Origin of the sequence: Arthrobacter sp. AOP36-C1-22 (genome assembly GCF_052377515.1) — a bacterium.
Classification (GTDB): Bacteria; Actinomycetota; Actinomycetes; order Actinomycetales; family Micrococcaceae; genus Arthrobacter_H.
Window position 1 is genome coordinate 70665 of sequence record NZ_JBQSWW010000008.1, and the last position, 26992, is coordinate 97656.

At 66.2% G+C, this 26992-nt stretch carries 25 protein-coding genes and 1 riboswitch; of the genes, 4 read left to right on the forward strand and 21 right to left on the reverse strand.

Translation table 11 applies throughout. From position 1 onward, the window contains the following. Positions 1-3: 3 nt before the first annotated feature. The 6 genes from ACT3S6_RS06655 to ACT3S6_RS06680 all read right to left on the reverse strand — a co-directional run bounded on the left by ACT3S6_RS06655 (position 4) and on the right by ACT3S6_RS06680 (position 8173). Positions 4-1293, reverse strand: coding sequence for an ABC transporter permease (locus ACT3S6_RS06655; protein ID WP_444554266.1), 1290 nt, complete (start codon positions 1291-1293; stop codon positions 4-6). Then, the gene (locus ACT3S6_RS06660; protein WP_444554267.1) at positions 1290-2627 is read right to left on the reverse strand and encodes an ABC transporter permease; all 1338 of its coding nucleotides are present in this window, start codon (positions 2625-2627) and stop codon (positions 1290-1292) included. The genes ACT3S6_RS06655 and ACT3S6_RS06660 overlap by 4 nt, the downstream gene beginning before the upstream one ends. Then, positions 2620-4215 (reverse strand): ABC transporter ATP-binding protein, encoded by a 1596-nt coding sequence (locus tag ACT3S6_RS06665; RefSeq protein WP_444554268.1) that lies wholly within the window; start codon positions 4213-4215, stop codon positions 2620-2622. The genes ACT3S6_RS06660 and ACT3S6_RS06665 overlap by 8 nt, the downstream gene beginning before the upstream one ends. Positions 4216-4434: 219 nt before the next feature. Beyond that, a complete protein-coding gene (locus ACT3S6_RS06670; RefSeq protein WP_444554269.1) occupies positions 4435-5553 on the reverse strand; it encodes a BMP family lipoprotein in 1119 nt (372 codons plus the stop codon). Positions 5554-5766: 213 nt separating this feature from the next. Next, the gene (locus ACT3S6_RS06675) at positions 5767-6975 is read right to left on the reverse strand and encodes an amidohydrolase (RefSeq protein WP_444554270.1); all 1209 of its coding nucleotides are present in this window, start codon (positions 6973-6975) and stop codon (positions 5767-5769) included. An 85-nt stretch (positions 6976-7060) separates the two neighbouring features. Further along, complete coding sequence (locus tag ACT3S6_RS06680) at positions 7061-8173, reverse strand: mannose-1-phosphate guanylyltransferase (protein ID WP_444554271.1); 1113 nt, start codon at positions 8171-8173, stop codon at positions 7061-7063. A gap of 263 nt (positions 8174-8436) precedes the next feature. Here ACT3S6_RS06680 and sdhC point away from each other — a divergent pair, with 263 nt between their 5' ends. From sdhC to ACT3S6_RS06700, 4 genes are read left to right on the forward strand one after another with little or no spacing between them, the layout of a single operon-like run. Continuing rightward, complete coding sequence (sdhC, locus tag ACT3S6_RS06685; protein WP_086999449.1) at positions 8437-8817, forward strand: succinate dehydrogenase, cytochrome b556 subunit; 381 nt, start codon at positions 8437-8439, stop codon at positions 8815-8817. A gap of 3 nt (positions 8818-8820) precedes the next feature. After that, a complete protein-coding gene (locus ACT3S6_RS06690; protein WP_444554272.1) occupies positions 8821-9270 on the forward strand; it encodes a succinate dehydrogenase hydrophobic membrane anchor subunit in 450 nt (149 codons plus the stop codon). Between the two features lie 51 nt (positions 9271-9321). Then, positions 9322-11109 carry a succinate dehydrogenase flavoprotein subunit gene (gene sdhA, locus ACT3S6_RS06695; protein WP_444554273.1) on the forward strand — a complete coding sequence of 596 codons (1788 nt, stop codon included), beginning with the start codon at positions 9322-9324 and terminating at the stop codon, positions 11107-11109. Then, the gene (locus tag ACT3S6_RS06700) at positions 11109-11891 is read left to right on the forward strand and encodes a succinate dehydrogenase iron-sulfur subunit (protein ID WP_086999444.1); all 783 of its coding nucleotides are present in this window, start codon (positions 11109-11111) and stop codon (positions 11889-11891) included. The genes sdhA and ACT3S6_RS06700 overlap by 1 nt, the downstream gene beginning before the upstream one ends. Before the next feature lie 57 nt (positions 11892-11948). Here the strand turns inward: ACT3S6_RS06700 and ACT3S6_RS06705 are convergent, their stop codons facing one another. From ACT3S6_RS06705 to ACT3S6_RS06775, 15 genes are all read right to left on the reverse strand, one after another. Continuing rightward, a complete protein-coding gene (locus tag ACT3S6_RS06705; protein WP_444554274.1) occupies positions 11949-13136 on the reverse strand; it encodes a YihY/virulence factor BrkB family protein in 1188 nt (395 codons plus the stop codon). After that, a complete protein-coding gene (locus ACT3S6_RS06710) occupies positions 13102-13689 on the reverse strand; it encodes a 2'-5' RNA ligase family protein (RefSeq protein WP_444554275.1) in 588 nt (195 codons plus the stop codon). The genes ACT3S6_RS06705 and ACT3S6_RS06710 overlap by 35 nt, the downstream gene beginning before the upstream one ends. Before the next feature lie 2 nt (positions 13690-13691). Beyond that, the gene (gene trpS / locus ACT3S6_RS06715; protein ID WP_444554276.1) at positions 13692-14771 is read right to left on the reverse strand and encodes a tryptophan--tRNA ligase; all 1080 of its coding nucleotides are present in this window, start codon (positions 14769-14771) and stop codon (positions 13692-13694) included. A gap of 12 nt (positions 14772-14783) precedes the next feature. After that, positions 14784-15620, reverse strand: coding sequence for an exodeoxyribonuclease III (locus tag ACT3S6_RS06720; protein WP_444554277.1), 837 nt, complete (start codon positions 15618-15620; stop codon positions 14784-14786). 24 nt (positions 15621-15644) lie between these two features. Then, a complete protein-coding gene (locus ACT3S6_RS06725; protein ID WP_444554278.1) occupies positions 15645-16166 on the reverse strand; it encodes a hypothetical protein in 522 nt (173 codons plus the stop codon). A gap of 79 nt (positions 16167-16245) precedes the next feature. After that, the gene (locus tag ACT3S6_RS06730; protein ID WP_444554279.1) at positions 16246-17310 is read right to left on the reverse strand and encodes an NAD-dependent epimerase/dehydratase family protein; all 1065 of its coding nucleotides are present in this window, start codon (positions 17308-17310) and stop codon (positions 16246-16248) included. Beyond that, on the reverse strand, positions 17307-17666 hold the full coding sequence (locus tag ACT3S6_RS06735) for a VOC family protein (RefSeq protein ID WP_086999433.1): 360 nt from the start codon (positions 17664-17666) through the stop codon (positions 17307-17309). Before ACT3S6_RS06735 ends, ACT3S6_RS06730 begins: the two co-directional genes overlap by 4 nt. 60 nt (positions 17667-17726) lie before the next feature. Next, positions 17727-18557, reverse strand: a complete 831-nt coding sequence (locus ACT3S6_RS06740; RefSeq protein WP_444554280.1) for an ABC transporter permease — start codon at positions 18555-18557, stop codon at positions 17727-17729. A gap of 1 nt (position 18558) precedes the next feature. After that, entirely contained in the window at positions 18559-19443 is an 885-nt protein-coding gene (locus tag ACT3S6_RS06745; protein WP_444554281.1) for an ABC transporter permease, read from the reverse strand. Next, the gene (locus tag ACT3S6_RS06750; RefSeq protein ID WP_444554282.1) at positions 19436-20377 is read right to left on the reverse strand and encodes an ABC transporter ATP-binding protein; all 942 of its coding nucleotides are present in this window, start codon (positions 20375-20377) and stop codon (positions 19436-19438) included. The genes ACT3S6_RS06745 and ACT3S6_RS06750 overlap by 8 nt, the downstream gene beginning before the upstream one ends. 59 nt (positions 20378-20436) lie before the next feature. Next, positions 20437-21540, reverse strand: a complete 1104-nt coding sequence (locus ACT3S6_RS06755) for a fatty acid desaturase family protein (protein WP_444554333.1) — start codon at positions 21538-21540, stop codon at positions 20437-20439. A 196-nt stretch (positions 21541-21736) separates the two neighbouring features. Continuing rightward, positions 21737-22525, reverse strand: coding sequence for a hypothetical protein (locus ACT3S6_RS06760; protein ID WP_444554283.1), 789 nt, complete (start codon positions 22523-22525; stop codon positions 21737-21739). Positions 22526-22712: 187 nt separating this feature from the next. After that, the gene (locus tag ACT3S6_RS06765; protein WP_444554284.1) at positions 22713-23597 is read right to left on the reverse strand and encodes a bifunctional methylenetetrahydrofolate dehydrogenase/methenyltetrahydrofolate cyclohydrolase; all 885 of its coding nucleotides are present in this window, start codon (positions 23595-23597) and stop codon (positions 22713-22715) included. 2 nt (positions 23598-23599) lie between these two features. Next, on the reverse strand, positions 23600-24889 hold the full coding sequence (glyA, locus tag ACT3S6_RS06770; RefSeq protein WP_444554285.1) for a serine hydroxymethyltransferase: 1290 nt from the start codon (positions 24887-24889) through the stop codon (positions 23600-23602). A gap of 70 nt (positions 24890-24959) precedes the next feature. Then, positions 24960-25046, reverse strand: a riboswitch (ZMP/ZTP riboswitch). A gap of 3 nt (positions 25047-25049) precedes the next feature. Further along, complete coding sequence (locus tag ACT3S6_RS06775) at positions 25050-26933, reverse strand: heavy metal translocating P-type ATPase (protein WP_444554286.1); 1884 nt, start codon at positions 26931-26933, stop codon at positions 25050-25052. Positions 26934-26992 lie beyond the last annotated feature (59 nt).

Consider the following 26992-nt stretch of genomic DNA (forward strand, 5'->3'; position numbering starts at 1 on the left):
GGCCTACTCCTTCACGTAGGCGACGCCGTTGGAGGCCGGGGGTCGTGATTTCCCGGCCAGCCCGGCGACGGCAAAGATCGTCACGATATAGGGCAGCATCTGCATGAACTGGTTGGGCACCGGGGTGCCCAGGATGCTCAGCACGAACGAGAGGTTCAACGAGAAGCCGAACAACAGGGAGGCGAAGAACGCCCCGATCGGGTTCCAGCGCCCGAAGATCATGGCCGCCAGGGCGATGAACCCCTGCCCGGCGGTCATTTCCTTGCTGAAGGACGAGGACGTCACCAGGGTGAAGAACGCACCCCCGAGACCGGCGACGACCCCGGCGAGCAGGACGTTGGAGAACCTGATGGCCTTGACCCTGATGCCCACCGTGTCGGCGGCCTGGGGGTGTTCGCCCACGGCCCGCACGCGCAGGCCCCATCGGGTCTTGAACAGGCCGAACCAGACCAGGAAGACGGCGACGTACATGCCGTAGCCCAGGATCGTCTGGTCGAAGAAGATCGGACCGAACACCGGGATGTCGGCCAGGCCGGGGATCCTGATGTTGTGGAACGACGGCGGGGAGTTGAACAGGGCCGTATCGGCCTTCATCACGGTGGAGAAGAGGAAACTGGTCAGCCCGGCGACCAGGACGTTGAGTACGACGCCGACGATGATCTGGTTGACCATGTATTTGATGCTGAACACCGCCAGGACCGCGGAGACGAGCATGCTGGCCACCACGGCGGCCAGGACACCGGCCAGCAGGCTCTGCGTGATCGATCCGACGACCGCGGCGCCAAAGGCCCCGGCCAGCAGCTGGCCCTCGATGGCGATGTTGATGACCCCGGTCCGCTCACACAGCACGCCGGAGAGCGAACCGAAGATCAGCGGGATGGCCAACGTGAACGAACCGGCGATCAGACCGGAGAAGTAGACGTTGGGGTTGTTGGCGCTGCCGATGACCCAGACCAGGAAGGCAATGACCCAGATGGCCGCGAAGGCCGGGACCAGCCATTTCGGGGCGGTGGCCCGCCGGGAGGTCAGCCGGAAGGAATACGCCGCCAGTCCCAGCAGCAGGATGGCGCCGATCCATCCCACGAGCGTGGTGCCGAGCATCACGTCGGGGACCTTGATCGCGTCGTGGTCGGTCGAGATGCGGAACCTGGCCGTGGCGCTCGGGCTGCCGATGGCGAATCCGAGAAGTGCCACCAGGGCCAGGACGGCCAGCACCATGGGGGTGCTCCAGTTCCGGTGGGCCGTGCCGACCGACGTCACGCCGGCCGAGGGGGTGGTGGTTGCGGTGCTCACGCTGCTCCTCCGGTCCCGGCGGTCCGCGCCGTGGTGGTCTTGCTCTTCTTCTTGCCGGTGTTGATGCGGAAGATCGCTTGCACCAGCGGCGGGGCGGCGATGAACAGCACGATGAAGGACTGGACGACCAGCACGATGTCGATGGGGATGCCGGTGTTGGATTGCATGCCCACGCCACCGGCCCGCAACGCGCCGAACAGCAGCCCGGCGAAGAGGGTGCCCATGGGTTTGGAGCGTCCCAACAACGCCACGGTGATGGCATCGAATCCGAAGCTGGCGGCGATGTCACTGGACAGGGCGCGTTCGGTGCCCGAGATCTGTGCGGTGCCGGCGAGCCCGGCGAGGGCCCCGGCGACCACCATGGCGGTGATGTAGGCCTTGGAGACATTGATCCCCGCGGTGCGGGCCGCCAACGGGTTGGCCCCGACCGCACGAAGTTCGAAGCCGGTCGTGGAACGGTTGAGCAGCCACCAGACGAAGGCCACCGCGGCCAGGGCCACGACGAAACCGTAATGCAGCCGGAAGCCGCTGCCGAAGATCAGCGGGTAGGCCGCCGAGGAGTCGATGTTCGGGCTGATCGGGTTGTTGGAGCCGGGGCGTTGGAAGCCGGGGGTGGTCAGCAGATAGAGCAGGAAGTAGAGCGCGATGTAGTTGAGCATGATCGTCACGATCACTTCGTGGGCTCCGCGTCGGGCCTTGAGCACCCCCGCGATGCCGCCCCAGAGGGCACCGCCGATGATCCCGGCCACCATCGCCAGGATCAGGTGGATTCCGGCGGGCAGGTCCAGGGTGAATCCGACCCAGCCGGCGAGCAGGGCGCCGACGATGATCTGCCCCTGGCCACCGATGTTGAACAGGCTGGCCCGGAACGCCAGGGCGACCCCGAGTCCTGCGAGGATCAGCGGGGTGGCGTCGGTCAGGGTTTCGGTGAGGGGATAGATCGCATTGGCGAAACCGTCGGCCTGGGTGTTGAAGATGGAGCTGCGGAAGAGCGCCACATAGGCTTCCGACACCGACGTCCACACGGCCCCCAACAGATCCATGGGCCGGGCGAAGAAGTAGCTCGAGGCCTCGGTGACCCGCTCGTCGGTCGCGGCGATCAGGATGGCTCCGACGATCAACGACAACAGGATCGCCAGGACGGACACCATGCCGTTGCCGGTGGTGATCCGAGTCATCAGCGAAGCCTGGGGGTCCGGTCCGGACGCCTCGGCCAGCTGGGCCGGCGAGTTCCCGGCGTCGGCTCCTCCGGGGATCGATCCCGGCTCCCCCGCCGGGGTTTCGCTGTCTGGGGCGACGGGGCCCGGTCCGGGCCCGTCCACGGGATCATTCATTCCCGGACTCCTCTTCTTGGTTCGGGTTCGCAGCCGCGGCACCGGATCCCTGATCCGTGGCCTCGGGAAGCGGGGTGGCGCCGGCCTCGGCGGCGGAGCTGCCGGCCATCATCAGGCCCAGGACCTCGCGCGGGGTGTCTCCGGGGACGATGCCCACCAGGCTGCCCTTGTACAACACGGCAATCCTGTCGGCCAGTTCGGCCACCTCGTCGAGTTCGGTGGAGACGATCAGCACGGGGGTGCCTCCGTCGCGTTCGGCGAGGATGCGCCGGTGCAGGAATTCGACCGAGCCGACGTCGACGCCGCGGGTTGGCTGCGAGGCGATGAAGAGCTTCAGGGGCCGGGACAGCTCCCGCGCCATGACCACCTTCTGCTGGTTGCCGCCCGAGAGGGTTCCGGCATTGGACTGCCCGCTCTGGGTCCGGATGTCGTATTCCTCGACCTTGTCCTCGGCGTTGCGGTTGATCACCGCCGGGCGCATGTTCAGTCCGCGGGCATACGGGGCCCGGTCATATTGGTTGAGCACGAGGTTCTCCGCGACCGTGAACGTGGAGACCAGTCCATCGGTGCTGCGGTCCTCCGGGACGAACCCGACCCCCGAGTTGATGATGGACTTCACGCTCCGGCCCAGCAGGTTCTCGCCCTCGAGCATGACCCGGCCCGTGGCCTGGTCCATCAGGCCCATGATGGCCTGGGTCAGTTCGGTCTGCCCATTGCCCTGGACCCCGGCGACCGCCAGGATTTCCCCCTGGCGCACGCCGAAGCTGATGTCGTCGAGCAGGACCTGGCCGGTGGGGGCCACCACGTTGAGGTGCTCCACGCGGAAGGTCTCCTCCCCCGGGGTGGCGTCCTCCTTGCCCAGGGCGAGGTTCACCTCACGGCCGACCATCAGCGAGGCCAGTTCGCTCGCGGAGGCCTCGGGTTCGGCCTTGCCGACCACCCGGCCCCGACGGATGACGGTGATGACGTCGGAAACGGCCTTGACCTCGCGTAGCTTATGCGAGATGAAGACCACCGAGGTGCCGTTGTCGCGCAGTTGCCCGATGATGCTCAGCAGTTCGTCGGTTTCCTGGGGCGTCAGCACCGCGGTGGGCTCGTCCAGGATCAGGATCCGCGCATCGCGGACCAGTGCCTTGATGATCTCCACGCGTTGTTGGACCCCGACGGGCAGGTCCTCCACGATGGCGTCGGGATCGACGTGGAAACCGAATTGCTCGGAGATCTCACGGATCTTGCGGCGGGTGGCCTCCAGATCGAGGATCCCGGCGGCCTTGGTGGCCTCGTCCCCGAGGGCGACGTTTTCCGCCACGGTGAAGACCGGGACCAGCATGAAGTGTTGGTGGACCATGCCGATGCCGGCGGCCATGGCGTCGCCGGGGCCGTTGAAGGACACCGGCCGGTCGTCGATGAGCACCTGCCCCGAGGTGGCCTCGTAGAGGCCGAACAGGACGTTCATCAGGGTTGATTTGCCGGCCCCGTTCTCGCCCAGCAGTGAATGCACCTGACTGTCTTCGACCACCACGTCGATGTTGTCGTTGGCGGTGAACGAACCAAATTTCTTGGTGATTCCGCGAAGTTCCAATTTCACGTGCTCTACCGTGTTCCCTTCTTTAGCGGCCCGGGCTCCAGGGGATCTGCCCCGATGCACCGTGGGCCATCGAATCCAGCGTAGCCGCGAATCGTTGGACGTCGGATGAGGCACGCGCCGCCCGTTTCCGGGATGGTCTCCCGTCTTTCCGGACGGCGCGCGCCGTGTCTGCTGGTTGGTCCTGACCCATCGCTTCGATGGGTCAGGACCTCCCGCGGACTATTTCTTCGGGCTGGACGGCGACTCGACCTTGATGTCGCCGGAGATGATGTCGGCCTTGATGTCGTCCAGCTGCGACTTCATGTCATCGGAGACATCGGAGTCGAAGTCGTGGAACGGTGCCAGGTCGACACCCTTGTTCTCCAACGTCCCGACATACGGGGTGTTGTCGAACTCGTCGTCCAGGTCCTCGGTGATCACGTTCTCGACGGCCTCACCCATCAGCTTCATGACGGAGGTGAGCACGAATTCCTGCCCGGAGGGAAGTGACTCGTAGCCATCGGAATCGACCCAGACGACCTTGGCGTCCTTGCCGTTGGAGTTGGCGTCCTTGACGGCGTCGATGGTGCCCAGGCCCACCGGACCGGCGACGGGCATGATGATGTCCGCCCCTTCGTTGATGAAGTTGGTGGTGGTCGTCTTGCCCTTGCCCTGGTTCTCGAAGTCGCCGGTGAACGTACCGTTCTGCTTATCGGCGTTCCAGCCCAGGACCTTGACCTTCTCGTCGTTCTTCTCGTTGTAGTACTGCACCCCTTCGTCGAAGCCGTCCATGAAGATGGTGACGGTCGGGATGTTGATGCCGCCGTAGGTGGCGACCTTGCCGGTCTCGGACGTCCCGGCGGCCAGGTAGCCGGCCAGGAAGGCGGCCTGGGCCGTGTCGTAGATGATCGGCTTGACGTTGGGCAGGTCGATCGAGTCGTCATCGATGATCGCGAAGTGCGCGTCCTCGGTCTTCTCCGCCAGGTCCTTGGTGGCATCGGCCAGCAGGAAGCCCACGGTGATGGTCAGGTTGCACCCGCCCTTGACCATGGAGTTCAGGTTGGGCTCGAAGTCGGTCTTGGCCTTGGACTCGGCCTGCTTGGTCTTGATGCCCAGGTCCTTCTTCGCCTTCATCAGGCCCTCGTAGGAGGACTGGTTGAAGGAGCGGTCGTCGAATCCGCCGGAGTCGGAGACGATGCAGCCGGTGTAGTCGGCGGCGCCGGGGTGGCTCGAGGCGGCCGAATCATCGCCACCGGAATCGGGGGCGGCCCCGCAGGCGGTCAGGACGAGGGCGGAAACGCCCAGGACGGCGGCGAGCTTGCCGGTGGAGCGCTTCAGGGTGCGCGGTGACTTCTTCAAGGTTCCTCCAGTGACGAGTGATGCTTCAGGGCCACCCCCTCCACGGGCCAGGTGACCTACCTGGGCCCCTCGAACGGGTGCCGACCGCCTTCGGCCTCCACATGTGGGGAGGACGTGACGGAAGATACAGTATGCCCCACTCGGACCGACCTGCCAGCATAAATAGTTGACACGACTATATTGTTGACCTTTTGTTACCTACTGGTAGCTCGATCAGACGCTTTGTCCAGGATTGATGGCGCGCAGGGCGGCAGCAGCCATGACCCGGATGCCTGTTTCGATGGCCTTCTCGTCCGGGATGTAGTCACCGCGATGCAGATCGTAGGTCTCCCCTCCCGGGGTACGCGTTCCCAGCCGCATCATGGCCCCGGGAATGGTGTGGGTCATCCAGGCGAAGTCCTCCCCGCCCATGGACTGCGGGATGAGCACGATGGCCGTCGACCCGATCTCGGCGCGCGCGGCCCGTTCGATCAGATCCGTTTCCGCTTCGGCATTGACCACCGGCGGGACCCCGCGGGTGTGCTCGAGTTTCACGTCGACACCATAGGGGACGGCGATCTGACGGACGACCTCGTCCAACAGCACCCCCGCCGATTCCCAGGCGTCCCCGTCCAGGCAACGCATGGTCCCGGCCAGGTAGCCCGCGGCGGGGATGGCGTTCGGGGCCGACCCGGCATGGATCTGGCCCCAGACCACCGAAACGGCGCTGCGCACGTCGATCCGCCGGTTGAGCACCGCCGGGACACCGACGGCGATCTCCGCCAGGGCGAAGACCAGGTCCTCGGTCAGATGCGGTCTGGAGGTGTGGCCGCCCCGGCCCGACAGTTCGATTTTGATGGTGTCGCTGGCACTGGTGATCGCCCCGATGCGGGTGCCGATCGTCCCGGCGTCGACCCGGGGTTCGCAGTGCAGGGCCAGGATGCGCGGGACCCCTTCGAGGACTCCCTGGGCAATCACCGACAGGGCCCCGCCGGGCATGGTCTCCTCCGCCGGCTGGAAGATCACCCGGATCCTGCCGCCGAGTTCACCGGCGGCGTGCATGCGCCCCAGGGTCAGGGCCACCCCGAGCATGACCGTAGTGTGGATGTCGTGCCCGCAGGCGTGGCAGACCCCTTCCCGGGTCGAGGCGTAGTCCAGCCCGGTTTCCTCCAGGATCGGCAGGGCATCGATATCCGCCCGCAGGCCCAGGGCGATGTCCCCCTCACCGATATCGACGTAGAGCCCGGTCCCCTCCAGGGCCCGTGGCTCCAGTCCGGCCGCCTCGAGCTCCGCCAGGATGCGTGCCGTCGTCCGGGTCTCCTCGAAGGAGAGTTCCGGGTTGGCGTGAAGGTCACGTCGGAAGCCCACCAGTTGGGGCAGCAACGGCTGCGCCCAGGGCCCGATCGCGGGATAGGTCGTCTGCCTCGAGGAATCGTAAGTCACAGAAGCGACTTTACGACGTCGCCGCGGCAACCACCGAGTTTGCAACGCATCATTTCGTGCGCGTCGCCGGCCGGCGGGAACCCGGCTACAACACGTCGAGGTCGCCGGAGGCCTTGAGTGCCTCGACGGCCTTCTTCACGGACTGGGCATGGTCGCTGGTGGTGACCAGCAGTGCATCCCCGGTATCGACGACGACCACGTCCTTGATGCCGATCAGGGCGATCATGCGTTTGGTGTCCGAGACCACCACTCCGGAGGCATCGTCGGCGTAGACCCGGGCCCCGTCCCCCAGCACGGTGAGGTTGGTGGCCTCGCTGGCCGGATTCAGCCGGCCGATGGCGGCGAAGTCGCCGACGTCATCCCAGGTGAATTCACCGGGGATCATTGCGACGTCGCCTTGTTCGGCTGCTGGTTCGGCCACCGCATAGTCGATGGCGATCTTCGGCAGGGTCGGCCAGATGCGCTTCTTCACCGCATCGCGTTCGGGGGTGTCCCAGGCGTCGGCGATCTCCATCAACCCCGCATGCAGTTCCGGTTCATTGCGTTCGAGATGGTCGAGCATCAAGGACACGGGGGCGACGAACATCCCCGCATTCCACAGGTAATCCCCGCTGTCGACGTAGCGCTGGGCCACTTCCTCGTCGGGCTTCTCCACGAATTCGAGCACCGAGGTGGCGCTGGGGGCCCCTTCCACGGTGAGGGCATCGCCGGCGCGGATGTAGCCGAACGCCGTGGACGGTGAGGCCGGTTTGATCCCGATCGTCACGATCTTGCCGGTAGCTGCGGTCAGGATGGCCTCGCGGACGGCCTCCTGGAAGACCTCCACCGGTCCGATGACCTGGTCCGCGGCAAAGGACCCCATGATGATGTCCGGATTCCTCCGGTGCAGGATGGCTGCCGCCAGGCCGATCGCCGCCGCGGAGTCCTTCGGCTCGGATTCGAGTACGAGGTTCGTTTCGCTCAGTTCGGGCAACTGCGACTGGACGGCTTCGCGGTGGGCCTGCCCGGTGACCACCATGATGCGCTTCTCGGCCAGGGGAACGAGCCGCTCATAGGTTGCGCGGATCAGCGTCGTCCCCGATCCGGTGAGGTCGTGCAGGAACTTGGGGGCGGCCGCTCGGGAGAGCGGCCACAGCCGCGTTCCCACGCCGCCGGCGGGGATCACGCCGTGGAAGCGCGCGAGGAGGTCATCATTCATGGATCCCACAGTAGGCGATCACCGAACCGTTTCGCTGGAGGACGGGCTGGATTTAGGGCACGAAAATGTCACGTATTTTCCGCGCGAATCCGTGTATTCCCCCTCGTCACCACGGTCGCCGTGAGGCTCGCCACACAGGTAGGGTGGAGACGAACCCTGACGGACCCCGTGGTCTAGGATCAGGCTAGGAACGCTTACGCACCGGCGCCAATCTTTTGTGTGCACGCCACACGAACGCCCTTGCATGCATGGAGGTAAATTCAGTGTCGAAGACATCGTCAGGCACCCTCTACCGCGGCCACGAAGGCATGTGGTCCTGGGTAGGGCATCGGGTCACCGGTGTCGTCATTTTCTTGTTTCTTTTGGTGCACGTGCTCGATACGGCCTTGGTGCGGGTCGACCCCGGCGCCTACGACGCAGTGATCGGCACGTATAAGAACCCGTTGATGGCCGTCGGAGAGCTCGGTCTCGTCGCCGCGATCGTCTTCCACGCCTTCAATGGCCTGCGCCTGGTCCTGGTCGACTTCTGGAAGTCCGGCCCCAAGTACCACCGTCAGCTGCTCTGGGGAGTGCTGATCGTGTGGGTCGTGGTCATGATCGGCTTCGCCATCCGTCACCTGTCGCTCGCCTTCGGAGGTTACTAAGCCATGGCTCCCACGGAATTCGTTGCACCGCGTTCGACTCGGGTCGACCCGAAGTACCTGCGCTCCAAGTCCAAGAACGGCAACTTCGAGATGCTCGCTTGGCTCTTCATGCGCATCTCGGGGGTCCTGCTGGTCATCCTGATCTTCGGCCACCTCTTCGTGAACCTGCTGGTCGGTGACGGCGTGCATGCCATCGACTTCGGGTTCGTCGCCGGCAAGTGGGCCAACCCGCTCTGGCAGTTCTGGGATCTGACCATGCTGTGGCTGGCGATGCTGCACGGCACCAATGGCGTTCGCACCATCATCAACGACTACGTCGAAAAGGATCGTCCGCGGTTCTGGCTCCAGCTGGTGCTGGTGCTGTGCTCGGCGGCCATCGTCATCCTCGGGACGCTCGTGATCTTCACCTTCGATCCGTGCATCCCCGGCTCCACGCTCGCGGTCTGCCAGTAGTCCCGGCACGCTTCGCCGACACCAAGATTCAAAGAAGAGGGAACATCCGGTATGCAGGTACATAAGTACGACGTCGTCATTGTCGGCGCCGGTGGCGCGGGCATGCGCGCTGCCATCGAATCCGGCCAGCAGGCCCATACGGCCGTGCTGACCAAGCTCTACCCCACCCGTTCACATACGGGCGCCGCCCAGGGCGGCATGTGTGCCGCCCTGGCCAACGTCGAGGAAGACAACTGGGAGTGGCACACCTTCGACACCGTCAAGGGTGGCGACTACCTGGTTGACCAGGATGCCGCCGAGGTCATGGCCAAGGAGGCCATCGAGGCGGTGCTGGACCTGGAAAAGATGGGCCTGCCGTTCAACCGCACCCCCGAGGGCAAGATCGACCAGCGTCGCTTCGGCGGCCACACCCGCGACCATGGCAAGGCCCCCGTCCGTCGGTCCTGCTACGCCGCGGACCGCACCGGGCACATGATCCTGCAGACGCTCTACCAGAACTGCGTGAAGCACAACGTCGAGTTCTACAACGAGTTCTACGTCCTGGACATGCTCACCGTCCAGGAGGAGGCCACCCGCGAGGATGGCACCACCTACCTGCAGACCCGGGTGGCCGGCGTCGTCTCCTACGATCTGGCCACCGGCGAGATCCACGTCTTCCAGGCCAAGTCGGTCGTCTTCGCCACCGGCGGGGCCGGCAAGGTCTTCAAGACCACCTCCAACGCGCACACCCTGACCGGTGACGGCATGGGCATCGCCTTCCGCAAGGGCATCCCGCTGGAGGACATGGAATTCGTGCAGTTCCACCCGACCGGCCTCGCCGGGCTCGGGATCCTCCTGTCCGAAGCGGCCCGCGGTGAGGGCGCGATCCTGCGCAACTCCGAGGGCGAACGGTTCATGGAACGCTACGCCCCGACCATCAAGGATCTGGCGCCACGCGATATCGTCGCCCGTTCGATGGCCAACGAGGTCCGCGAAGGCCGCGGTTGCGGCCCGAACAAGGACTACGTGCTGTTGGACCTCACGCACCTGGAGCCGGCGCATATCGACGCCAAGCTTCCGGATATCACCGAGTTCGCCCGCACCTACCTCGGGGTGGAGCCCTACACGGAGCCGGTGCCGGTCTTCCCGACCGCGCACTACGTCATGGGCGGGGTACCGACCAACATCAAGGGCGAGGTCTTCCAGGACAACGAATTCACCATTCCCGGGCTCTACGCCGCCGGTGAGGTCGCCTGCGTGTCGGTGCACGGCTCGAACCGGCTGGGCACCAACTCGCTGCTGGACATCAACGTGTTCGGCAAGCGGGCCGGCATCGCGGCCGCCGAATACTCCAAGACGGCCGATTGGGTCGATCTGCCGGAGAACGCCACGGCATCCACCGAGGCCATGCTCGACGTCGTCCGCAATGCCGGCGGCACCGAACGCATCGCGGCGATCCGCAAGGACCTGCAGGAGACCATGGACACCAACATGCAGGTGTTCCGCTCCAAGGACACCATCATGAAGGCCATGGCCGACATCAAGTCCTTCCGTGAGCGCTACGCCAACATCAGCATCCAGGACAAGGGCAAGCGCTTCAACCTGGATCTGCTCGAAGCCGTGGAACTGGGCTTCCTGCTGGACTTGGCCGAGGTCATGTCCGTTTCCGCACTCCACCGTCACGAATCCCGTGGCGGCCACTTCCGCGAGGACTTCCCGGACCGCGACGACGAGAACTTCATGAAGCACTCGATGGTCTACAAGGACGACACCGCGCAGATGGAGGGCATCGAGGGCATCCGGTTCGACACCAAGCCCGTCATCTTCACCCGTTACCAGCCGATGGAGCGTAAGTACTAATGAGCAGCGAGATTCCCGAACCAGCATCCAAGGTCGACCTGGCCCCCGGTGTCGGCGGCGGCGGGGAGATCCCGAAGTTCGACATCACCCTGCGGGTGCGCCGATACCAACCGGAATTCTCCGAAGACGTGACCTGGGAGGATTTCCAGTTGACGATGTTCGGCACCGACCGCGTGCTGGACGCCCTGCACAAGGTCAAATGGGAGATCGACGGCTCGCTGTCGTTCCGCCGTTCCTGCGCCCACGGCGTCTGCGGCTCCGATGCCATGCGCATCAACGGCCGTAACCGCCTGGCCTGCAAGACCCTGTTGAAGGACCTGGACACCGAGAAGCCCATCACCGTGGAGGCCATCAAGGGCCTGCCGGTCGAGAAGGACCTCATCGTGGACATGGAACCCTTCTTCCAGTCCTACCGCGAGATCATGCCCTTCATGATCACCAAGGGCCACTCCCCGACTGCTGAGCACTACCAGTCCCCCGAGGAACGCGAGCGCTACGACGACACCACCAAGTGCATCCTCTGCGCCGCGTGCACCTCGTCCTGCCCCGTCTTCTGGACCGATGGCCAGTACTTCGGCCCGGCAGCGATCGTGAACGCCCACCGCTTCATCTTCGACTCCCGGGACGAAGGCGGCGACATGCGTCTGGAGATCCTCAACGACAAGGAAGGCGTGTGGCGTTGCCGCACCACCTTCAACTGCACCGAAGCCTGCCCCCGCGGCATCCAGGTCACCAAGGCGATCTCCGAGGTCAAGCAGGCCATCCTGGCCCGCTCGGTCTAGCCACCACGGCCCCCGAGGCCTGACGAAGGCGCCGCCCCCACGGGGACGGCGCCTTCGTCATTTCTGGTTCCTGCCCTGCTTCCACCCCGCCGGGAGATGGGCGACTGGTCCCGGCGTGAGCATTTGCTTCGAACGCGAGCGCAGGCCCTTCGGGTTTCCGCGCAGTGCGGTGGCAACGATGTCCGCCGTGGTCACCGCACCCCAGGCGGTCGCCAGGAGGTAGACCTGGCTCAGCAGGTAGAACCAGACGAACAGCCCCAGGATCACGGCGAAGGGGGCGAGGATCGGATTGCTGCTCGCGCTGCCCAGCAGCAGTGAGGAGAAGTAGCGCAGGAGCGTGGAACCGGCCCCGGCGATGAAGGCAGATTGCAGCAGCGCCACGCGGGGCATGGTGATCCCCGAGGCCAGCCGAAACAGGATCACCGCGACCACCGAGTCCAGCACCAGCATCACCACCAGGCTCGCCACCCGGGTCAGCATCACCGAGAAGGTCGATTCCAGCTCCAGGAAGTCGATGATCGTCTGCAGGGCCGTGCTGGCGATGACCCCCAGGCCGGTGGTGAGGATCAGGCTGATGCCCAGCAGAAGCAGCACCCCCAGGTCCTTGATCTTGGCCAGGACGATGTTGGACTGCGATTTGAGCAGCCCGAAGACCCCGCGCATCCCCTCGCGCAGGCCGGCGATCCACCGCAATGAGGTCAGCAGGGAGACGACGGTGGAGATCACCAGAGCCCACCCGAACCCCCGCGTGCGGAAGAGCTGTTGCGGGGTTGCCAGTCCCCCGTCCCCGGTATCGATCAGCCCGGGGGTGGTCTTGGCGACGCCGTCAACCACGAATTCCTGCAGTTGTTGGTTGCCACTGGCCAGGATGCCCAGAACGGAGAAGCCCACGACCAGCAGTGCAGCAATGGAGAAGAACATCTTATAGGCGGCGCCCGCCGCCATCACCGACCCATGGCGCTGCCCGTAGAGGGTGAAGACACGTAACGGCTTCCAGACGTTCAGTCGTCCCATCAGGGCTCCGACGCCGGCGATCGCGATCTTCGGCAGGCCGGCTTTTTCCCGGCGGGCCCGTCCCAGGGCGGCCCGTTGATGCATGGCCTTGGTGTGCAGGCCCGCCCGGTCCAACGGGGAGATCAGCGTGCCCAGATCCGCCGTCGATCGGGCCGGATCGCTATAGGCGGCGGTGCTGGCCGGAGGGCTGCCGCGCCTACGCTGGGTCGGGATGCGCGCCGTCTTGGCCAAGTGTCAGTTCCTCCTGCAGGGCCCAGAGGCCTTCGGCGTCGTACTCGAACAACCCGATTCTATCCACCGGGAAGGTGGCGTCGTAGCCGGCCAAGGAGGTCATGGCCCGCTGCATCGGTTCCTCGGCCAGATCGTGGGCCAGGGTCAGATGCGGGTGGAAGGGGAATTCGGCGCGCGTTTCCAGCGGGCCGGCCTGCAGCTGCCGATGCAGCGACACACAGGCGTCGAATCCCTCGGTGACCCGCAGGAACACCACCTGGGAGACGGGCCGGAAGGTCTCGGTCCCGTGGAGCCTGAGGCTGAAGGGCGCCGTACCCGCGGCGACCCGGCGCACATGGGCGCGTGCTGCGGCCCAGTCGGCGGCCCGGGCGCCGGTGATCAGGGTGATGTGTGGCGGGACGCTGCGGGCCACCGGATCCCCGAAGGACAACCGGTGTTCCCTCAGCTCCGAGCGGTGCGGTTCGGGCAGCGGGATGACGATCCCCACGCCGACCCCCTCGCCCCCGGGACCGGTGGCCCCGGGGGTCGTGGTGCCCGACGCAGGGATGCTCATCGTTATCGCGGGCTCTGGCCAGCGTCGGGGCCCGCCGCGTCGAACGCCGTCTCGGTCCGCGCCGGCAGGAACCCGATGTTCGAGTAGACCGCCTCCAGGGTGGTGGAGGCGACTTCACGGGCCCGGGCCGCCCCGACCGCCAATTGGCGGTCCAATTCCGCTGAGTCGTCCAGCAGTTCCAGGGTCCTGCGGCGGATCGGTTCGACCCGGGAGACCACGGCGTCGGCCACATCGACCTTCAGGTGCCCGTACATCCTGCCCTCATATTCCTCCACCAACCCGTCCACCGGGGTGCCGGTGATGGTGGAGAGGATCTCCAACAAGTTGGAGACACCTGGCTTCCCGTCCCGATCGAAGGCGATGACGGTGTCGTTGTCGGTCACCGCGGATTTGATCCGCTTGGTGATGACCTTCGGGTCGTCCAGGATATTGATCAACCCGTTCGGGCTCGACGCGGATTTGGACATCTTCGAGGTCGGGTCCTGTAGATCGTAGATCCGGGCGCCTTCCTTCTGGATGAGCGGTTCCGGGATCCTGAACGTCTCCCCGAAACGGTGGTTGAAACGCTGGGCCAGGTCCCGGGCGAGTTCCACATGCTGGCGCTGGTCGTCACCCACCGGAATCGCATGCGGCTGGTAGAGCAGGATGTCCGCGGCCATCAGCACCGGGTAGGTGAACAGGCCGACGCTCACGGCATCCTGTCCGCCCTTGGCCGACTTGTCCTTGAACTGGGTCATCCGCGAGGCCTCGCCGAACCCGGTGATGCAGTTGAGCACCCAGGCCAGTTGGGCGTGCTCGGGGACGTGGGACTGGACGAACAGCGTGGCCGCGTCCTGGTCGATGCCCCCGGCAATGTACTGGGCGGCGGTCGTCCGGGTGCGTTCACGCAGCGAGGCCGGGTCGTGCCCGACGGTGATCGCATGCATGTCGGGGACGAAGAAGAAGGCGTCGTAGTCGTCCAGCGCCTTGACCCAGTTGACGAGCGCCCCGAGGTAGTTGCCCAGGTGCAGGGAGTCGGCGGAGGGTTGCATCCCCGAGAGGACGCGCGGCCGACGTTCGGCCGCTGCTTCAGTGTCAGTCATGGTGGGTTCTTCCTAGAACTGGTAGTCGACGACCAGTGGTGCGTGGTCGGAAAAGCGCGTGTCGTAGCTCGGGGCGCGGTCGACGACGGCGTTGGAGGCCAGGGCGGCCAGGTCCGGGGTCGCCATCTGGTAGTCGATCCGCCACCCGGTGTCGTTGTCGAAGGCCTTGCCGCGGTAGGACCACCAGGTGTAGGGGCCGTCGACGTCCCCTGCCAGTTCACGGGCCACGTCCTTGAAACCGATCTCCTCACCGAAGAAACGGTCGAAATAGGCGCGTTCCTCGGGGAGGAAGCCGGAGTTCTTGACGTTGCCCTTCCAGTTCTTGATATCGCGTTCGGTGTGTCCGACGTTGAGGTCACCGGTGACCAGCACGTGCTTGGAGGCCGCCTTCAGCTCCGGCAGCTTGGTGGTCATGACGTCGAGGAAACGATATTTATCGTCCTGTTTGGGGCTGTTGACCTCACCGGAGTGCACGTAGGCGCTGACGACGGTGACCTGCTCGCCGTTGAGGTCGAAGTCGGCTTCGACCCAGCGGCCGGAGGTCTTGAAGTAGTCCTCGCCGATGTGGTCCCGGGTGGCGGTCGGCGCCTGGCGGGAGGCGATGGCCACCCCGGCGCGGCCCTTGGCTTCCGCCTCGGCATGCAGGATGTGCCAGTCATCGCCGAGGAGTTCGCGCACGATCTCGTCCGGTGCACGCACTTCCTGCATGGTCAGGATGTCGATGTCCCGGTCCTTCAGCCAATCGGCCATGCCGCGCCGGTAGGAGGCGCGGATGCCGTTGAGATTGACGGAGGCGACGCGTACGGCGCCCGGGTTCTTGGCCTGGTTCTGTTCCTCTGCTGTACTCACCTGATCCAGCTTACCGAAGAATTCCTAGTCGATGACTTCCCCGGAGAGTGGATCACTGCCACCGGAGGGCTTCATCATCTCCCGGGCGTTGTGCGCGGTGATCTCGATCGTTTCCACCGCGCGGTCGACCATGCCCCGGGCGTCGTCCCCGCCGGCATCAAGGTGCTCCTTGATGACCCCGGCCTGGACCTGGACGATCTTGAAGGAGTGTTCCAGTTTCAGGTCACGGGTGCGCGATCCTTCGTCCACCACGACGGTTTCGGCAGGCTCGGGCTGGCGGGCGCGGGCCGCCATGGAGGCGGAGGCGTTCTGCAGCTGGCTGCTGACCTTGCGGGCGCCGCGGCGCAGACCGAAGACCAGGAAGGCGGCCAGCAGCAGCCAGCCCAGTGAGATCACGGCGACGATCCACCCGATCACGTCGTTCTGGTTGGCGGCGAACACGACCGCCACCAGGAAGACAGTGACCATGACGGCCAACGACAGGGTGCTGGCCTTGAGGGTGATCTTCTTTTCCGAGCCGGGGCGGGCCGTGCCGATGGGTTCCATGTTCCTAGTATCCCAAACCCGGGGCGCTGTCCGGGACAAGTTTCCCGTGGGCGAACACCCCGGCAGGATCCGGCGAGGCTCAGCGGTGCGGCAGCAAGCCAGGGAACCGGCGCAGATACGCGTCCTCGGCAGCATAGTCCGCGGCGAAATCGCCGAAGTGCGGGCTTCCGGCGAAGCTTTCCCGCGGCAGCCCGGCCAACCAATCCAGTTCGTCGGTGACCGTTTGTGCGTAGGTTCCCACCGGAACGTAGCCCAGGTCCCGTGACGCCGTGGTGTCCAGCACGATGGCGGGCCGGGAGTCCCAGGGATGGGCCCCCAGGCCTTCCGGGGCGTCGTCGTCCAGGAGGACCTCGTGCCAGTCATGGCCCAGCTGCGCGGCGACCACGCGGGCGATGTCCAGCCCGCTGGGGGCGTCGGGGTCGGCGCTGTTGAGCACCCGGGCCCCCTCGGGGGCCTCGGCGACGCATTCGATCAGGGCCGCGGTGTTCACCGCGGCCGTCGTATGGTCCGTCCCCCTACCGCGTCCGGCCAGCACCAGCACCCGGCGGCGGTCCAGAACCCGGCGGACGAAGGCCCATTCCCGGGCGGGCGCGGCGCCGACCCCGTGGACCTTCGAAGCCCGGATGACCGTGGCGTTCGCCCCGGATTCCAGCAGCGTCAGTTCGGCAGCGACCTTATTCGGCCCATACCCTGCGGCGGAGGCGAACGGCATGCTCCCGGGAGCCAGGGTGGGGTGGTCCTCGGCGATAGGGCCGGTGAATTCCGGCCGGTGGGCCGAATTCACATGCCGGCCTTCGGCGTCGACATAGACGGCCTTGCTGGAGAGCATCACCACCCGTCCGATGTCATCCCGCAGGGGAAGCAGGCTGCGCGCATGCCCCGCGGTGTAGCTCAGCGTGTCCACGACGAGATCCGCCCCGTCGCCGATGACGGCGGCCAGGGCCACGGGATCGTAGCGGTCCGCGGCGACGAAACGCACCCCGGCCCGGCCCAGATCGGCTGGCAGGTGGTGCCGGTCCCGACCGGTCACGTCCACCGCCCATCCAGCGGAGGCCAGTCGGGCGGCGGTGGCCCGTCCGAGCAGGCCGGTACCGCCCAGGACGACCGCACGGCGCCGAGAGGTCCGCTGCGGGCCCGGGGTCACCAGGACACGAGGCAGAAGGGGTGGCGCTGGGGGTCCAGGTAGACGCGGTAGTTCTGTCCGCCGGTGTTCATCGAGGTCGCACCGAGTTTGAGCACGGCTTCCTCGGCGACATCCAGGTCGTCGACCCGGATGTCCAGGTGGGCCTGCTGCGGGTGGGTCTGGCCCGGCCACTCGGGGGGCTGGTAGTTCTCCACACGCTGGAAGGCGATGGCGGGCCGGTCGGGGGCGTCCCCGATGGTGATCCATCCGTCGTCGTCATGCTGCACCCGCACCATGCCGAGGGCTTTTTCGTAGAAATCTGCCATGATTTCCGTGTCTTCGCAGTCGATGACGACCGCATGCCAACTGCCGATCACGGCGCCTCCTTGGGTTCTGGTCCGGACCAGACTACCTGCCGGAGGCCTCCGACACCCATCTCACTTCAGGAACAGGGCCCGCAGACGATTCGTGGTCAGCATCATTCCGCCGCCGATCATCAGCACGTAATAGAGCACATGCACCACCGTCATGACCCCGAAGGCACCCACCGAGAGCTGGCGCAGCAGCTCGACCCCGTGCCAGAGCGGCAACACCTGGATCAGCCACTGGATGGCCTGGGGGTAGACATCCAGCGGGTAGAACGTCGCCGAGAACAAGAACATCGGCAGCATGATGAACGTGACCCAGTCCAACTGTTGGAACGTCCGGATATAGGAGGTGATGCCCATGCCGATCGATGCGAAGCCGAAGGCGATCAGGACCGCGGCCGGGACCATCAGCAAGGCCCACCAGGTGGTGATCAATCCCATGGCCGCCATGACGATGGTGAACCCGGTGGCGTAGAGGAATCCGCGCAACAGGGCCAGGAAGATCTCCCCCAAGGCCACATCCAGCGGGCCCAACGAGGTGTGGAGCATGTTCTGGTAGAGCTTGCCGTAGTTCATCTTGAAGAAGACGTTGATGGTGGAGTCGTACAGCGCCCCGTTCATCGCCGAGACCGTCAGCAGGGCCGGCGCGATGTAGGCGGCGTAGCTGATCGGGGTTCCTTCGGGACCCTGGACGGTCCCGATCAGCGCACCCAGCCCGATCCCCATCGAGAGCAGGTAGAGCACGGGTTCGACGAATCCGGAGATCATGATGGCCGCGTTGGAGGTCCGGGTGGCCATGAGGCCACGTTCGATCACGGCCCGGATATTGCGTGAGTACAGGGCGGCGAAGGGGCGGCGGTCGGGCTTCAGGACGAGGTCGGCGTCACGGATCAGACTCATTTCATCCCTCCAGCCGGCGGGCATAGACCCGACGGGCGAGCAACAGTCCCCCGCCGGTCAATGCCAGCAGGTAGAGCACGTGCACCACGGAGAGCCAGAGGGGCTCGGCATACCCGTAGGAGAGCACCCGCCCGATTTCGGTGGCGTGCCAGACCGGGGAGATCCATCCGATCCACTGCAGGAACCAGGGCAGCGTCGACAACGGGAACAACGTGCCGGAAAACAGGAAGAGCGGCATGACGATGAATCGTTCGACGAGTGCGAATTGGCCCTTGTCGTCCCTGACCGAGGCCGAGTAGGCCATCAGCGGCAGGCCAAAGGCCAATCCGGCCAGGGAGGCGGTGAGGATCGACAAGACGGCCCAACCGCTGGTGGCCGCACCGAAGAGGAGCACGATGACCAGATAGACGATGCTCTGACCCAGGATCCGGATCGCGACGGCCAGCGCATGGCCCTGGCAGATCTGTTGCGGGGTCAGCGGGGTGGCCAGCGGCCCGTAATAGGTCTTCCACCATTTGAATCCGGACATCACCCCGTAGGTGAATTCCCCCGACGCGGTCATCATGGCCGCGGAGGCCAGGAGGGCCGGGGCCACGAACTGCAGGTAGCTGGCGCCGTCGAAGCTCGCAGTCCCGGAGTTCGCATCGACCAGCGAGGCCAATCCGACCCCCATGGCGAACAGGTAGATCAGTGGGTTGCCCACGGAGTAGGCAATGACGATGTCCAGATAGCCCTTCATCGCTCGGAGGTACTGTTCGGCGACGTACCAGCTGCCGAACCTCCGGGTCTTGCGGGCGCTGGTGGCGGGCGGATGCGGGACCAACGGCGTCAACGACGCCGGCCGGCTGGGCCCGGTGGTGGAAGGTGCTGCTTCGTGGTTATTCAATGAGGCTCCGCCCGGTCAACCGGAGGAACACGTCCTCCAGCGATGAACGGCGCACCAGCGAGGTCAGCGGGGTCAGGCCCCGGGCCGTCACGGCGTCCAGGGCTGCTTCGCCGTCGTGCGCATAGATCAGCAACCGATCCGGCAGGACCTCGATCCTCTCCCCGATCCCCGCCACGGCGTCGGCGGCCCCGGCATTGCGGTCGGCCCCGAAGCGCAGCTCGAGGACCTCACGGGTGGAGTATTCCCGGATGAGGGCCGCCGGGGACCCCTCGGCCATGATCCGGCCCTGGTCCACCACGATCAGCCGGTCGCAGAGTTGTTCGGCCTCGTCCATGTAGTGGGTGGTGAGGATCAGTGTGACCCCGCGTTCCTTGAGCCGGAACAGCCGGTCCCAGAGGATGTGCCGGGCCTGCGGGTCCAGCCCGGTCGTCGGTTCGTCCAGGAGCAGGACGCGGGGATCGTTGATGAGTGACCGGGCGATGGTCAACCGGCGTTTCATGCCTCCCGAGAGGTCGTCGACACGGGCCGTGGACTTCTCGGTGAGTTGGGCGAATTCCAGCAGTTCGTCGGCCTTGGGTCGTAGATAGCTCATCGGCAGCCCGAAGTAGCGTCCATAGATGATCAGGTTGTCCCTGACCTTCAATTCCTGGTCGAGGTTGTCCTCCTGCGGCACCACTCCCAGGTGCGCCCTGACTTCGGGGCCCTGTTGTTCCGGGTCCAGCCCCATGATGCTCAGGGTCCCGCCGCTGCGTTGGGACACCCCGCCGATCATCCGCATGGTCGTGGATTTGCCGGCGCCGTTGGGCCCGAGCAGCCCGAAGGATTCCCCGGCCGGGACCTCGAAGGAGATGGAGTCCACGGCGGTGAAGTCCCCGTAGCGTTTGGTCAGCTGGTCGGCAACGATGACCGCGGGGCGAGATGGGTTCTGAATCACATCCGCACTCTACTGGCAACGAGTGATTGGCACCAGCCAATCAGCGTGGTCGTCCTGGTTTAGTGGGGGCGGTATTCCTGGACCATCGGGCAATCGAACGGGTCGCGGGCGTTCAGTCCCACCGTGTTCAGGTACTTCACGACCTGGCCGTAGGATTCACCGACCGAGGCGACCGTGTAGGGCACCTTCAGTTCCTGGCAGTACTCGCGGACCATGACGCTGACCTGGCGCAGGTGCGGGCGCGGCATGCTGGGGAACAGGTGGTGTTCAACCTGGTAATTCAGGCCACCGTACACAGCGGTGAGAACGCGGGTCCCAAAGGACGTCCGTCCCACGATATTGCGCGAGGTCAGGACCTGGCGGCTGAAGAAGTCAATGGTGGAGGTCTTGGGGATGAGCGGCATGCCCTTGTGGTTCGGGGCGAATGAGGCACCCATGTAGACGCCGAAGACGGCCATCTGGACGCCCAGGAAAGCGCTGGCAATACCCCACGGCAAGAAAATGTACAAGACCGCCAGGTAGAACGACAGGCGCAGGGCGACCATGAGGATCTCGCGGGTGCGCTGCTTCACCGGGCGGCGCGAGAAGAGATACCGGAACGAGTGGAAGTGCAGGTTGAACCCCTCCATCGTCAGCAGCGGGAAGAACAGGTATCCCTGCCGGCGGGTCAACCAGGCCAGGACGCCGGTACGCGCCGCGGCATCCTCGGGAAGGAAGGAGACGGTGTCCTGTTCGATATCGGGATCCTTGCCGATGGTGTTCGGCTTGGCGTGGTGACGGGTGTGCTTGTTCATCCACCACTGGTAGCTCATGCCCACGACGGCATTGGCGAGGATCCGGCCGACCCGGTCATTGGCCGGACCCGACTTCAGCACCTGCCCGTGGGAGGCCTCATGGGCCAGGAAGGCGAACTGGGTGAGGATGATCCCCAGGGCCGCCGCCACGAACAGCTGGAACCAGCTGTCGCCCAGCAAGGTGAAGCCGGTGACCGCGGCGGCGAGCAGAAGCGTCAGCAGCATCACGACGCCGAGATAGTAGCCACGGCGTCGGCCCATCAGCCCTGCATCGAGGACCCGGTTCTTGAGCAGGCTGAAGTTCCGGGCCCCGGCGTTGCGCCGTTTGGGGGCGGTCGTCGATGAATCGTGGGTCAGGATGGAAGGCATTTGAGCGCTCATGTGCACTCCCTCGGAGTGTAGTTCCTGGCCTCGCGGCCGCAGGAACTGAAAACCTCATGATCCCTGAATCACCACTATACGCATGTGGGCTGTGCAACGACTGAGCGTGGGCCGCCGAACAGGCCGCATGACGCCGCCCGGCCACGCCTAAACGGCGGGGCCGGGCACGGCGATGGGCGGACCGTCAGCCTTCGTCGAGATGCTTGGGGTTGTCCCCGGGACGTCCCTGCTGATCAACCTCAGGTGTGTCGAGGCCATCGGTTTCGAGACCGTCGGCCCCGGTGAGGTCGGGTCCTGCGGGGCGATCCGCGCGTTGGGCGGTGGCCTCGCCGGAGGCGTCCGAACGATCATCGGATAAAGGATCGCCGACCACCGGTTCTGCTGGCTCCCGACGAACCCGCTGCCCCGCGGCATCGCCCTCACGAGTCACCCGTGGTTCATCCGCCACCGGTCCAGCATCCTCACGACGACCGGGTGCTGCAGGTTCCTGGCGACGCTCGCCGTCCACCGGTTCCCCGGCGGCGGGACCCTCGGCACGACGGCCCCTGCCGGTCTTCCCGGCCTCCGGGGCGGTCTCCTTCCCGGCGTCCGGGTCCAGTTTCTCGGCCTGGCGCAGCCGTTCCTCGGAGGCCTCCATCTGTTCGCTCGCCGCGGCGGCCTGCCGGTCGGCGTCCATGCGCTTGCGTTCGGCGGCGACCTCGGCCTCCTTGGCCTCCGCCTGCAGGCGCTGGGCTTCGATCTCCCGTTCCTTCGACTTCAGTTCCGCGGCATCGGCGTCGGCTTTCGCCCGTTGCGCCGAGCTTTCGCGTTCTCGGACCTGGAGCTGGGCTTCCTGCTCTTCGGCACGGATCCTGCCGGCTTCTTCACGGTTGCGTTCGGCCTTCTTCCGGCCGGCCACGCGGGCGATGATGCCGATGATGACCAGTACCACCACGACGGCGACAACAATCCAAATGATCTGTGAGGTATCCATGTGATCAAACCCCTTGGCTGGGTGGGAAACTTCGGGACCTTACACCGCATGTCTACCATCCACGCCCGCGTGATGACAGCATTCCCATCCGGGGAAACCCTGCGGGGCCGCCGACCCGCCGCGGCCTCGACGACCACGCACGGGTGCCCGGGACCCCTGGGGTTCCCGGGCACCTGTCCTGGTGGTCTCAGTCGGCCTGGCGTTCGGCGCTGTCCACGACGTTGTCCAGCAGCATGGCGCGGGTCATCGGCCCCACCCCGCCGGGGTTCGGGGAGATCCACGAGGCGACGTCGTAGGCCGCAGGTTCCACGTCTCCGGTGACGACCGCCTTGCCGCTGCCGTCGTCGACCCGGCTGACGCCGACATCAAGAACGATGGCTCCCGGTTTGAGGTCGGGGGCCTTGATCATATGGGCCTTCCCGGCGGCGGCGATGACGACGTCGGCCCGGGAGAGGTGCTCGGCCAGATCCCGGGTGCCGGTGTGGGCCAGGGTGACGGTGGCATTGACCTGCCGGCGGGTCAACAGCAGGCCGATCGGTCGCCCGATGGTCACCCCGCGGCCGACGACCAGGACGTTCTTGCCGTCGAGTTCGATCCCGTGGCGGGCCAGCAACTCCACACAACCCTTGGGGGTGCAGGGCAGCGGCGACACCATCGGCCGGTTCACGTTGGCCACCAGCCGGCCCAGGTTCATCGGGTGCAGGCCATCGGCGTCCTTGGACGGGTCCATGGCTTCCAGGACCACGTCCTGGTCGATGTGCTCCGGCAGGGGGAGCTGGACGATGTAGCCGGTGCATTCGGGGTTCTCGTTCAGCTCGTGGACGGCCGCCAGCAGGTCCTCCTGGCTGGTGTCCGAGGGCAGGTCGATGCGGATCGAGGTGATCCCCACTTCGGCACAGTCCTTGTGCTTGCCCCCGACGTACCATTTCGAGCCCGGGTCCTCCCCGACCAGGACGGTTCCCAGTCCCGGAGTGATGCCGCGTTCCTTCAGGGCGGCGACCCGTTCGGTCAGTTCGGCCTTGATCGTCTTCGCAGTGGCTTTTCCATCGAGGATTCGTGCGCGTTCAGTCATGATCACCACTGCTCCAGTTCGGCGTAGAGGGGGAAGTCTGCTGCCAGGCGCTCCACACGGGCACCCAGGGTGGCGGTATCGGCCGCTTCCCCGTCCCGCAGGGCGGTGGCAATGATATCGGAGACCTCGGTGAATTCGGCGGCCCCGAAACCACGGGTGGCCAGTGCCGGGGTCCCGATGCGCAGACCCGAGGTGGTCATCGGCGGACGCGGGTCGAAGGGGACGGCGTTGCGGTTCACGGTGATGCCGATCGAGTGCAGCAGATCCTCCGCCTGCTGGCCGTCCAACGCGGAATCACGCAGATCCACCAGGACCAGATGGACGTCGGTCCCGCCGGTGAGCACGGAGATCCCCGCTGCGGTGACGTCCTGGGCGGTGAGCCGCGCAGCGAGCAGGCGGGCTCCTTCGACGGTGCGTTCCTGACGTTCGCGGAACTCCTCCCCCGCGGCGATCTTGAAGGCCACGGCCTTGCCGGCGATGGCGTGCATCAGCGGCCCGCCCTGCTGGCCCGGGAACACGTTGGAGTTGATCTTCTTATACAGTTCCAGGTCGTTGGTCAGGATCAGGCCCGAGCGCGGTCCGGCGAGGGTCTTATGCACCGTGGAGGTCACGACGTCGGCGTATTCGACGGGGTTGGGGTGCAGACCGGCGGCGACGAGTCCCGCGAAGTGGGCCATGTCGACCCAGAGCAGTGCCCCGACCTCGTCGGCGATCGAACGGAAGGCCGCGAAATCGAGCTGGCGCGGGTAGGCGGACCAGCCGGCGATGATGACCTGCGGCTTCTCTTGGATGGCCTGGGCCCGCAGCTTGTCCATGTCGATGGTGAACGTCTCGGGATCGACCTCGTAGGCGGCGACCGCGTAGAGCTTGCCCGAGAAGTTCAGCTTCATCCCGTGGGTGAGGTGGCCCCCGTGGGCCAGGGACAGGCCGAGGATCTTGTCCCCGGGGTTGATCATGGCCGCCAGGGCCGCGGCATTGGCCGTGGCCCCCGAATGCGGTTGCACGTTGGCGTATTTGGCACCGAAGAGCGACTTGACGCGGTCCCGGGCCAGGTTCTCGGCCACGTCGACGTGCTCGCAGCCGCCGTAGTAGCGCCTCCCCGGGTAGCCTTCGGCGTATTTATTGGTCAGCACCGAACCCTGGGCCTGCAGGACCGATCGCGGGGCGAAGTTCTCCGAGGCGATCATTTCCAGGGTGTTGCGTTGGCGGCCGAGTTCTGCGGTCAGCACCGCGGCGATCTCCGGGTCCACTTCGGATAGTGGTTGGTTGGTGACGGGGTGTGGTGTGCTCACGAAATCTTCTCCTGCTGCGGGGATGGTCTTCGATTAGGGGCCACCCCGGCGGCAGGCGCCGCTGCGGAGACCCCCGGGCCCAGGCGCGCGATCCGTTTGGTTCCTGCTGTTGCCGCTCCCTTGTGGTCATCCACCAGCGCCAGTCACGACGCCTTTCATGTTACTGGATGGAGCCTGCCGTCGCAGTCCTGCGGACCTGCGATGACGTGGCCGGACCGCTCAGGGACCGCAGGGCGTTGGCGATGGCCACCACGTCCACGACCTCCTGGGCCAGGGCGCCGAACAGTGCCGGAAGGCCCCCCGTGGAGGCGTAGACCATGAGGCCCACGGAGAGCAGGATCCCGATCCAGATGGATTGGCGGGCCACCCTGACGGTGCGTTGGCCGATCTCCACCGCCGTGGCCGCCACCGAGACGTCGTCGATCATGATCACGACGTCGGCGCTTTCGGAGGCCGCAGTGGCCCCATGGACGCCCATCGCGACCCCGACGTCGGCGGCCGCCAGCACAGGGGCGTCATTGATCCCGTCCCCGACCATCATCACCGGGCGGTGCGGCAAGGCCGCCAGCAGGTCGACCTTCTGCCCCGGGTGCAGCTCGGCCCGGACGTCGGTCAGCCCCACCTGGCGGGCCACGTCCTGCGCCGTCGCGGCGATGTCACCGGTGAGCATCACCCGGTCCTTGACCCCCGCCCGGTCCAGGCGCGCCATCATGCCCGCCGCCTCCTGGCGCAGCGGGTCGCTCATCACCAGCATCCCGACGTGGACGCCGTCGATTCCCAGGTAGACACCGGCTTCGCCGGCTTGGAGGGATCCGGGGGCGAATCCGGAGCTGTGGTCGGCGATCCACCGTGGTTTGCCCACCATCACCCGGTGGCCTTCAACGGTGCCGCTGATCCCTTCGGTCGCCATCTCGGTGGCATCCTCCACCGGGTGCAGGGCCATCCCGCGGGTGCGGGCGGCCGCCGTGACGGCGGGGGCGAAGGCGTGGGTGGAGTAGGCCTCCAGCGAGGCCGCCAGTTCCAGAACCCGATCCGCATCGAGCCCGCCGGTCAGACCCGGGGTGACCGCGATGCGCTTCAGCCGCGGGGTCCCCGTGGTCAGGGTCCCGGTCTTGTCGAAGGCCGCCGTCTTCACCCGGCCCAGCCGTTCCAGGGTTCCGCCGTCCTTCACGATCGCCCCCTCACGGGCCGCCTGGCTCATCCCTCCCATCAAGGCCACCGGGGCGGCGATCAGCAACGGACACGGGGTGGCGACGACCAGGACCTCGGCGAACCGCACCGGATCCCCCGAAAGCCACCAGGCGAGCCCGCCCACCAGATAGGCGAAGAGTGTGAAGGGGACTGCGTACCGGTCGGCCAGGCGCACCAGCGGTGCCCGCGATTCGGCGGCCTGCTGGACCAGGGCCACGATCCGGGCGTATTGCGAGTCGGCCGCCGTGGCGGTGGCGAGCAGCGATACCGCCACCGTGCCGTTCACGGCGCCGGAGGGCACGGGTTCCCCCGCCGCCCGGGTCACCGGCAAGGATTCACCGGTCACCGCGGATTCGTCGAAATCTGCGCTGCCTTCCAGCAGCGTCCCGTCCACCGGAACCACGGTGGAGGGGCGTAACAACACGATGTCACCGGCGGCCACGTCCTCGAGCGGGGTCTCGGAGACGGTGCCGTCGGAGGCAACCAGTTGGGCGGTCCGCGGGACCCGGTCCAACAGTCCGGTCAGTTCCCGCCGTGAACGGTACTGGGCCGCGTCCTCGAGCCCTTCTCCCCCGGTCAGCATCAGGCAGATGACCAAGGCCGCATGGTATTCACCCACGACCACGGTGGCCACGATCGCCGTCAGGGCCAACACGTCGATCCCCCAGTGTCCACGCAGCAGGTCTTTGACCATGTCCACACAGACCGTCGCGGCCACGACCAGGGCGAAGCCGGAGGCGACCAGCCGGGCCGGCCCGTGCAGGCCGCCGATGTTCAGCCCGACGGTCAGCAGTCCGAACCCCACGGTGGCCGCAAAAAGCGGGTACCGCCTCAGGAAACGAAGAATCACCATGCCCTAGTCATAGCCTGTTGTCCCCGGGAGTTCCATGACCCGGGTGGACCCTCGTTTTC